This is a genomic window from Nitratidesulfovibrio oxamicus (genome assembly GCF_015731765.1).
GTDB lineage: Bacteria > Desulfobacterota > Desulfovibrionia > Desulfovibrionales > Desulfovibrionaceae > Cupidesulfovibrio > Cupidesulfovibrio oxamicus.
Window position 1 is genome coordinate 1 of the sequence record NZ_VRYY01000071.1, and the last position, 7,393, is coordinate 7,393.

The 7,393-nt window shown below is 68.4% G+C and carries 4 protein-coding genes and 1 pseudogene; 3 read left to right on the forward strand and 2 right to left on the reverse strand.

Annotated elements, in window-relative coordinates; genetic code table 11:
* Nucleotides 1-169: 169 nt before the first annotated feature.
* On the reverse strand, nucleotides 170-2,239 hold the full coding sequence (locus tag FVW20_RS03300; RefSeq protein WP_196608285.1) for a LysR family transcriptional regulator: 2,070 nt from the start codon (nucleotides 2,237-2,239) through the stop codon (nucleotides 170-172).
* Nucleotides 2,240-2,490: 251 nt separating this feature from the next.
* Between FVW20_RS03300 and FVW20_RS03305 the strand changes: the two genes are divergently transcribed.
* A complete protein-coding gene (locus FVW20_RS03305) occupies nucleotides 2,491-2,862 on the forward strand; it encodes a C-GCAxxG-C-C family (seleno)protein (protein WP_307831324.1) in 372 nt (123 codons plus the stop codon).
* Nucleotides 2,863-3,044: 182 nt separating this feature from the next.
* Here FVW20_RS03305 and FVW20_RS03310 read toward each other — a convergent pair whose 3' ends face one another.
* Nucleotides 3,045-4,541 (reverse strand): GGDEF domain-containing protein, encoded by a 1,497-nt coding sequence (locus tag FVW20_RS03310; RefSeq protein WP_196608286.1) that lies wholly within the window; start codon nucleotides 4,539-4,541, stop codon nucleotides 3,045-3,047.
* Nucleotides 4,542-4,918: 377 nt separating this feature from the next.
* Here FVW20_RS03310 and FVW20_RS03315 point away from each other — a divergent pair, with 377 nt between their 5' ends.
* Both FVW20_RS03315 and FVW20_RS03320 read left to right on the forward strand, forming a co-directional pair.
* A complete protein-coding gene (locus FVW20_RS03315) occupies nucleotides 4,919-6,853 on the forward strand; it encodes a glycosyltransferase family 4 protein (protein ID WP_196608287.1) in 1,935 nt (644 codons plus the stop codon).
* Nucleotides 6,850-7,393: pseudogene (locus FVW20_RS03320) on the forward strand (glycosyltransferase); the annotation flags it as partial. The gene FVW20_RS03315 and the pseudogene FVW20_RS03320, both read left to right, overlap by 4 nt.

Here is a 7,393-nt window from a genome sequence, read left to right on the forward strand (position 1 = left end):
ACCGCACGCCCGGGCCAAGCATGATGGCGCCCGTCCGAGGCACGGCGTGCGTCTGGTCGAACCATGCCGCCCGCCCGCCCGGCATGCGGCGTGCGCCGTCCGCTGGATGCGGGCGGCACAGGGGGATGGGGTGGTCCTTGTTTCCGGCGGTGCGGAACGCTGGGGCTCCTCAGCGTTTTGGTGGCAGCAGCGACAGCCACTGCTGCGCTTCCTGGGAAGGCTCTGGGGCGGAATCTGCCGCGCGTTCCGCCGGGGCGGGGCGAGCGTGTTCGCGCATGTGGGCGGCCTGCTCGTTTTGTTGTGCCTGTCCATGGGGCGCGGGCGGTGCCTCCGTTCCCTCCGTCCCGCTCGCTTCTGGGGCGGGCGCTGCTGATACCGGTGGCTGGCCGGAAGTTGCCGGCATATCCCACAGCGACGGCTGGTGGATCTCCGGGGGCATGCTGGCCGCAGGGGGCACGGCGCGTGGTGCCGGTTCGGCCTCGTCGTCTGCCAGTGACAACGATTCCGGGGTGTGCTGGGGCATGTCCATACCACTGTCCGGCCCGTAAGCCCCGCTGGTGTCCGGCCCGGCATCCTCACTGGCGCAGGGGCCATCGGTCGGGTCAAAACAGCTGCAATCGCCCAGGTCTTGCCATGGCAGATCCCTGTAGGATTCTGGCAGGATTCCAGATGACATCTCGGACATCGTGTCCAGCAACGCCTCGGGCGCCATCCCCGGTGCCATGTCCGTGTCCATTTCGGGTGCCATGTCCGGCAGGCTGCCCCAGACCGTTTCCGGGCCGATGTCCGCATCGTCCATGAACTCCTGTCCGGCCCAGGAATCGGCCCACGGTACGGCGCTGGAATCAGGTTGCCCATTCATGAGGCCACCCGGTTCGTCGTCCGGTGTCAGTTCGTCCGGTGTCAGTTTCTTTGGCACAAGCGCGTCCGGCGCAAGCTCGTCTGGCGCAAGTTCGTCTGGCGCAAGCTCGTCCGGTTCGTCAGCAAGAAGGTTGTCCGCCAGATCGACTGGCTGTTCCGGCGCGTGCTCGGGGCTGACTTTCGTAAGAGGGAGCAACTGTTCGCCATCCGGCATGTCCGGCGTATCGGGCGTATCGGAAGTGTCAGCCGTATCGGGCGTGTCAGACGCATCGGGCGCATCAGGCGTGTCAGACACATCAGGCGCATCGGGTGCATCGGGTACGGACGGAACGGGTGGCGACTCCACGGCGTCCGTCAAGGCTGGCTGTCCTGTGCTGTCCGGACGCTCCTTGGCATTGGCGGCGGATTTGGGCGGCTCCAGAATGGTGGCCACGTCTGCCATGGGGCAGGGGAAGTCCCAGACGGCCTCCGGGCGGGCCTTGGTCCCGGCGGCGCCCGCACAGGCGGCGCGGCACAGCTCCATGAAGGTGTCCATGTACGGAGACACCCACTTGCCCCGGTGGCGCACCATGAGCACCGCCGTTTCAAAGGGTTGGTCCGCCCAGGCCAGCGCGCGCAGGGTACCCGCGCGCAGTTCGTCGCGCACGGCGGCCTCGGGCAGCAGGGTAATCCCCACGCCGGATGCCACGCAGCCGCGCAGGGCCGACGCGCTGGAAAATTCCAGCCCGGCGGCGGGCTGCACGCCTTCGGCTGCCAGGGCTTCCTCGATCACCGTGCGGTAGGCGCAATCCGCCGTGGACAGCACCAGCGTGACGCCGTGCAGGTCGCGGGCGGTGACGCGTTCGCGCGTGGCCAGTGGGTGATGCGGCGCGGCCACCAGCACCAGCGGTTCCATGCCCAGGGCTTCCACGTTCAGGTCGCCGCCGCGCACGCTGTCGGCCATGACGAAGGCCAGGTCGGTGATGCCCTGGCGCAGGTCCTTTTCAAGCCCGTTCAGGGTGCATGCGGTCAGGTGCAGGGCCACTTCCGGGTGGCGGCGGCGAAACGCGGCGATGACCGGCGGCAGGCGGTACGCACACAGCGATTCCGGCACGCGCACCGTAAGCAGGCCGCGCAGCCGCGATTCTCCGGTAACCCAGGCCCTGGCCTCGTCTTCCACGTCGATGAGCTTGGCCGCGTACTGTACCAGCCGCTCGCCCGCTTCCGTCAGGGCCACGCGGCGGCCCAGCCGTTCGAACAGCCGGACGCCCAGTTCCGTTTCCAGCGCGGCGATGCGCGCGGAAACCGTGGATTGCGCGGCGTTCAGCTCCGCCGCCGCCCGATGGAAGCTGAGCAGGCGCGCCACTGCCGCAAAGGTTCTGAGGTCGCGTAGTTCCATGTCCGTCCTCTTGATCGTTCGGAAACCGCGATTGACCGCATCGAAAGGTATCGCTGGATTCGATTTTGAGCAACGCGCATGCGGCGCATTAGATATTTAATGACGGTGCAAGGCACCGGAAAACGCAGGGAACAGGAGGCGACGTTCAGGGAAACCGACGCACCGCGGGAGCAGGCCAAGAGATTTTCAAGGCCGGTTTCAATTGCGCCGAAGCCGTTTTTCTGGTCGTTACGCGGGCATTCGGCCTTGATGTGCCGGAACAGGTACGGCTGGTCACCGCCTTCGGGGGCGGCGTGGGCCGGTGCAGGGAGGAAATGTGGGGGCCGTGGCAGGGGGCGTGCTGGCCATGGGGGCACTGTGCGGACGCGAACAGCCCGGAGCCGGCTGGTCCTTGCGGCGCGGCTGGCAGCACGGTGTGCGAGGATGCGCTGGCCGCGCACGGCAGCATTCGCTGTGATGATTTGCTGCATGTCTTTGGTGAACAGACCGACATGCAGGCCTGCCTCCGGTTTACCGCCATGGTTGCCGGACACGTGGTGGCACGCCTGCGGCAGGCCCGGGACGACGGAGAACTTGCGCTGTCAGCCATCCCGCCGCGCACAACTGGCGACGCGGTGGCCTGACGGGCCGTGCAAAGGCCGGATCGGCAGGGGAGATTGAAGCTGCGAGCGATACGGCCTTTCGATGGAACGGCGGGCGCAATGCCACGGCATGGGAGCGGCACGGTTCGGGCGGTAGCGGATCCAACGCAGGCGGGGCGCCCCTTTCGGAGCGCCCCGCCTCTTTTTTTCGTGATCTGCCCCGGCTATCCGGTGGCCTTGGCGTCGTAGCAGTCGGACATGGTGCACACCACGTTGCGGCCATTGGCCTTGGCCAGGTACAGCGCCCTGTCGGCCTCGCGCACCAGTTCCTCCACGTTGGCGAAGGCGCCTGGGCGAAAGCCCGCCACGCCGATGCTCACCGTGGCCGAAAGCTGCACCCCGTGGTGCTGCACCCGGCACTGTTCGATGCGATGGCGCAGCCGCTCGGCCAGCATGTGGCCCTGCGCCTCGTCCGTGTGCGGCAGGATGACCACGAATTCTTCGCCGCCGTAGCGGGCCGCAAAGTCCGTGGTGCGGATGGAACTGCCCAGCACGTCGGCCAGTTCGCGCAGCACCGCATCGCCCGCAAGGTGGCCATAGGTGTCGTTGATGGCCTTGAAGTGGTCCAGGTCCAGCAGCAGCAGACTCATGGTGTGGCCGTAGCGGCGGTGCCGTTCGAATTCGGTGCGCAGCCTTTCGTCCAGGCTGCGGCGGTTGTGCAGCCGGGTAAGGGCGTCGTGGTCGGCCTGCAACTTCACCTCGCGGTAGACCATGGCGTTTTTCAGCGCCAGGGCAAGGTGCTTCATGGCCGAATCCAGTGCCTGGGCCTGGTCCTTGCCTATGGTCTGGGTGCCGTCGGTAAGGATGGCCAGCGCCCCCAGGGCTTCGGTGCCGGTACGCAGGGGCATCAGTATCACCCGTCCGGGCACGGGGGGCTGTCCATGCTCCACGGCGCAGCCTGCGGGGTCGAGCAGTTCGGCCATTCCGGGCACATGGGTGACGCGGTAGCCCGCCACGGGCGCGTTGCCCAGGCGCCGCGCCGATTCAAGAAGCAGGTCAACCCATTGCACGTTCACCGGGCAGTCGGGTGTGGTTGCCACGAACAGTTCCGCTTCCAGCGCGCCTCCCCCCGGCGCCGGAGGCCAGAAGATGCCGTGCACCGCCGCTACCGGCAGCAGCAGCGAAAGGGCTTCGCGCACCTTGCCCAGGATTTCCGCCGGGTCCAGGCTTTCGGTGGTCCGCGTCAGAAAGGTTACCAGGAACGACAGGGTGTCGTTCTTGCGGGCCAGCATTTCGCGCTCAAGGAATATCTCGCGCGTCATGCGCAGGATGTCGTGGTACAGGTTGCGGGTTTCCACCGCCCGGCGCAGCACGTCCAGCACGCGGGCGCGGGTGAGCGGCGGCTTGATGACATCGGTGAAGCTGCTGTCCAGCGCCCGTTCTATTTCCTCGCGCGAGTAGCCGGGTTCCAGCACCAGCACGCGCGGGACAAGGTCGAGATGCTGCGACTTGCCTTCGCGCTGGCTGGCGATGGCGGTCCATGCTTCGGACGTGAGCCAGAACAGGCAGGGGTCGTCGCGCTCCATTTCAAGGGAGGACGGGGCACGCCCCGGAGGCAGGGCTATGATGCGGTAGTCGCTGCCCGCGTGGGCGGCCAGCAGTCCCGCATCGGCCTCGGAAAGGCCCATGGTCCACATGGTGTGTTGCGGTGTCTTCTTCATGGTCCGGTCTCCCCCCCCAGGGGTTTGCGGCGTAGGACAAGGTAATGTGCGCGGCCCGCGCCGGTTGCGGCGTCAGGGCGGCAGGCGTCGGAAACGCGACGTTGCACAGGATGAAAGCAAGAATTGGTCCATGTTGCCGGTGATGCCGGGCTGGCAGGGGCCGTTCAGGCCGGTGCGGGGGAAAGGATGGCCGCGGCGGCAAGCTTTGCCGGGGGTGATCGGGAGTTGACCTGGCGTGGTCCGTGCGTGGCGTCGGGGCGGGTATGGGGAGCCGAGCGGCAGCAGGCGGGCCAGGACTGGCCGGGGCGCGGGCAGAAGGCCGGGCGTGGTGTCCGGAACGGTTTGACAGCCTCGACAAGTTGTGTCTTTGCTGCACCATGAGCACCAAACGCGCCTGGGGCACCCTGCACCCCTTCCTTGAATCCGGCGAGATCATGGGCCGTCCCGTGGCCAATGCGGGCTTCATGCGGGCGCTGCTGCGGGCCGACCCGTTTCCCGAGTATCATTTCTTCCTGCCGGGGCTGGACGTGGCCAAAACCACGGAAACCCGCTTGCGCGAGGAATTTCCGGCCATCGTCGCGCGCAACGGGTTCCGGGTGTCCACCCGCAACGACCTGGCCTGGATGCTGGCGCGCAAGCCCTACCACTGCTTTCATCTGTCGGACAGCGTCACCGACCAGCCTCACGTGGCCCGGTTGCGCAACGCGCATGCCCCCGTGCTGTTTCCGGTGACCGGGGTTACCCATTCGCTCAGTTATGCCCGCTATCCTTCGCGGTTCCTGGCCCATCTGTGGCCGGGCACCACCGCGCGCGATGCGGTGGTGGCCACATCCACGGCGGGGCAGGGCGTGGTGCTGCGCATGTTCGAACAGTTGCGCCGCGCCTACGGCCTGGACGAGGAGGCATACCCCGCGCCGCATGTGGAGCGCATACCCCTGGGCGTGGATGCGGTCGTCCTGAACGCGGCCTCCGGCGCCTTGCATCCTCAAGGTGGGCGGCAGGGCGGGGCGGCGTTGCGGGCAGGCATGCGCCAGCGGCTGGGCGTGGACGCAGAGCCGGTGCTGCTGGTGTTCGCCCGTATCGCCCACTATTCCAAGATGGACCTGCTGCCCCTGCTGCGCGCCTTGCAGCGCGCCGAAGGGCTGGGGCTGGCCCATGGCGGCTACCTGCTGGTGGTGGCCGGGTTCGTGAAGCCCGGAGACGACACCCCCGCACGCATCTCCGAATTGGCCGAGCGGCTGGGCATCCGCATCCGGGTTGTCCCTTCGCCCTCCGATGCAGAGCGGGCCGCGCTGTTCGCGGCGGCGGACGTGTTCGTCTCTCCCGTGGACAACATGCAGGAAACCTTCGGCCTTACCCTGGTGGAAGCCGGGGCCGCCGGGTTGCCCGCCGTGGTTTCCGACTACGACGGCTACCGCGACATCGTGGTGCACGGCGAAACCGGGTTCACCGTGCCCACCATGGCACCGGTGGCCACGCCCGGCGTGGACATGCTGGCGCCGGTGTTTTTCGACAGCCAGTACCACTTGCTGTTGGCCCAGCAGACCGTGGTGGACGTGCCTGCCCTGGCCGAAGCCGTGGCCCGCCTGGCCACCAACGCGGACCTGCGGGCCCGCATGGGGGCTGCCGCGCGGGTGCGGGTGCTGGCGGAATTCACCTGGGACAGCGTGGTGGCCCGCTGGCTGGACCTGTGGGAGGCGCTGTGGCGCCAGCCCGCTCCCGGCGGTCACGCTGGCTACGTTACCGGTGCGTCGGATGCCGACACGGCCTGTTCCGGCGCGGTTGCAGGTGCTGAATGCGGGGGCGACGCGGATGCGGATGCCCTGCGCGACCTGCGCGAGGCCGCCCACCCGCTGCACATGTCGTACGGAGAGGTGTTCGGCGGCTACCCCACGGCGCAGCTTGACCGCACCATGGAACTGAGCTGGACCCGCGCGGGCGAGGCCGTGTACCGCAAGCAGGAATTTCCCGTGCTGTACACCGGCGTGGAGCGGCTGGTGCCGCCCATGTTGTTGCAGCGGCTGCTGTTTGCCGCGCGACGCCCCGTGACCGCTGGCCGGTTGCTGGATGTGCTGACTGGTGATGGCATGGACGGCGAGGCTGCCGGTTTCCTGCTGCTGTGGGCACTGAAGCAGGACCTGCTGGAGCGGGTGCGGCCAGCTTTCGGCACGGCGGAAGCCGTTGGCCCCGTTGCGCAGGCCGGTCCGGCTTCTGCCCGGCAGGAGGGAGCCGTGGCGGCAGGTGCAGGACAGGCCCCAGCCGGCGCGATTCCGGCAACCACCATGCCCCGCGGGGGCGGGGAGGGCGTATGACCACCGAGCTTCCGGCGGCGTTGCATTTTCATACCCTGCTTTCCCATCGGGGCGGCGCCACGCGGGTGGCGCACATGTTGGCGCGGGGAGTTGCCCGGCGCGGCGTGGTGGTGCACCGGACCTGCGAAATCCTGGATGGCGATATTTCGAGCGATGACGGTTCCGATGGAGGTTCCGCTGACGGCTTCGCCAGCGGCGGGGCCGTGCACGGCGTGGTGCCCGCCGCCGGGGTGGGCGGCTGCCTTATGCCCGGCATGCCCCTGCACCTGCACGCCACGCTGGATTGGACGGCCTGCCTCGGCTCCATCGTCCAGGCTGGTCAGGCCCAGCAGTCGGCGCAGGGGGACGTTTCCGGCGGAACGGGGCAGAGCGCGCCGCCGCTGCCGCCCGTCCCTCTGGTCGTCACCGTGCACGACTGTTCGCTGCTTACCGGCGGCTGCGTGTACCCCATCGACTGCGACGGCTGGCGTACCGGCTGTCCCGACGAGTGTCCGCGCGGCTACCCTGGCGCGGCCCCGTTGCAGGAACGCCGGGCCAGCG

Bases quoted from the DNA above. Each gene is read 5' to 3' on its own strand.
- FVW20_RS03310 (WP_196608286.1), bottom strand. From the start codon at position 4,541: ATGAAGAAGACACCGCAACACACCATGTGGACCATGGGCCTTTCCGAG.
- FVW20_RS03300 (WP_196608285.1), bottom strand. From the start codon at position 2,239: ATGGAACTACGCGACCTCAGAACCTTTGCGGCAGTGGCGCGCCTGCTC.
- FVW20_RS03315 (WP_196608287.1), top strand. From the start codon at position 4,919: ATGAGCACCAAACGCGCCTGGGGCACCCTGCACCCCTTCCTTGAATCC.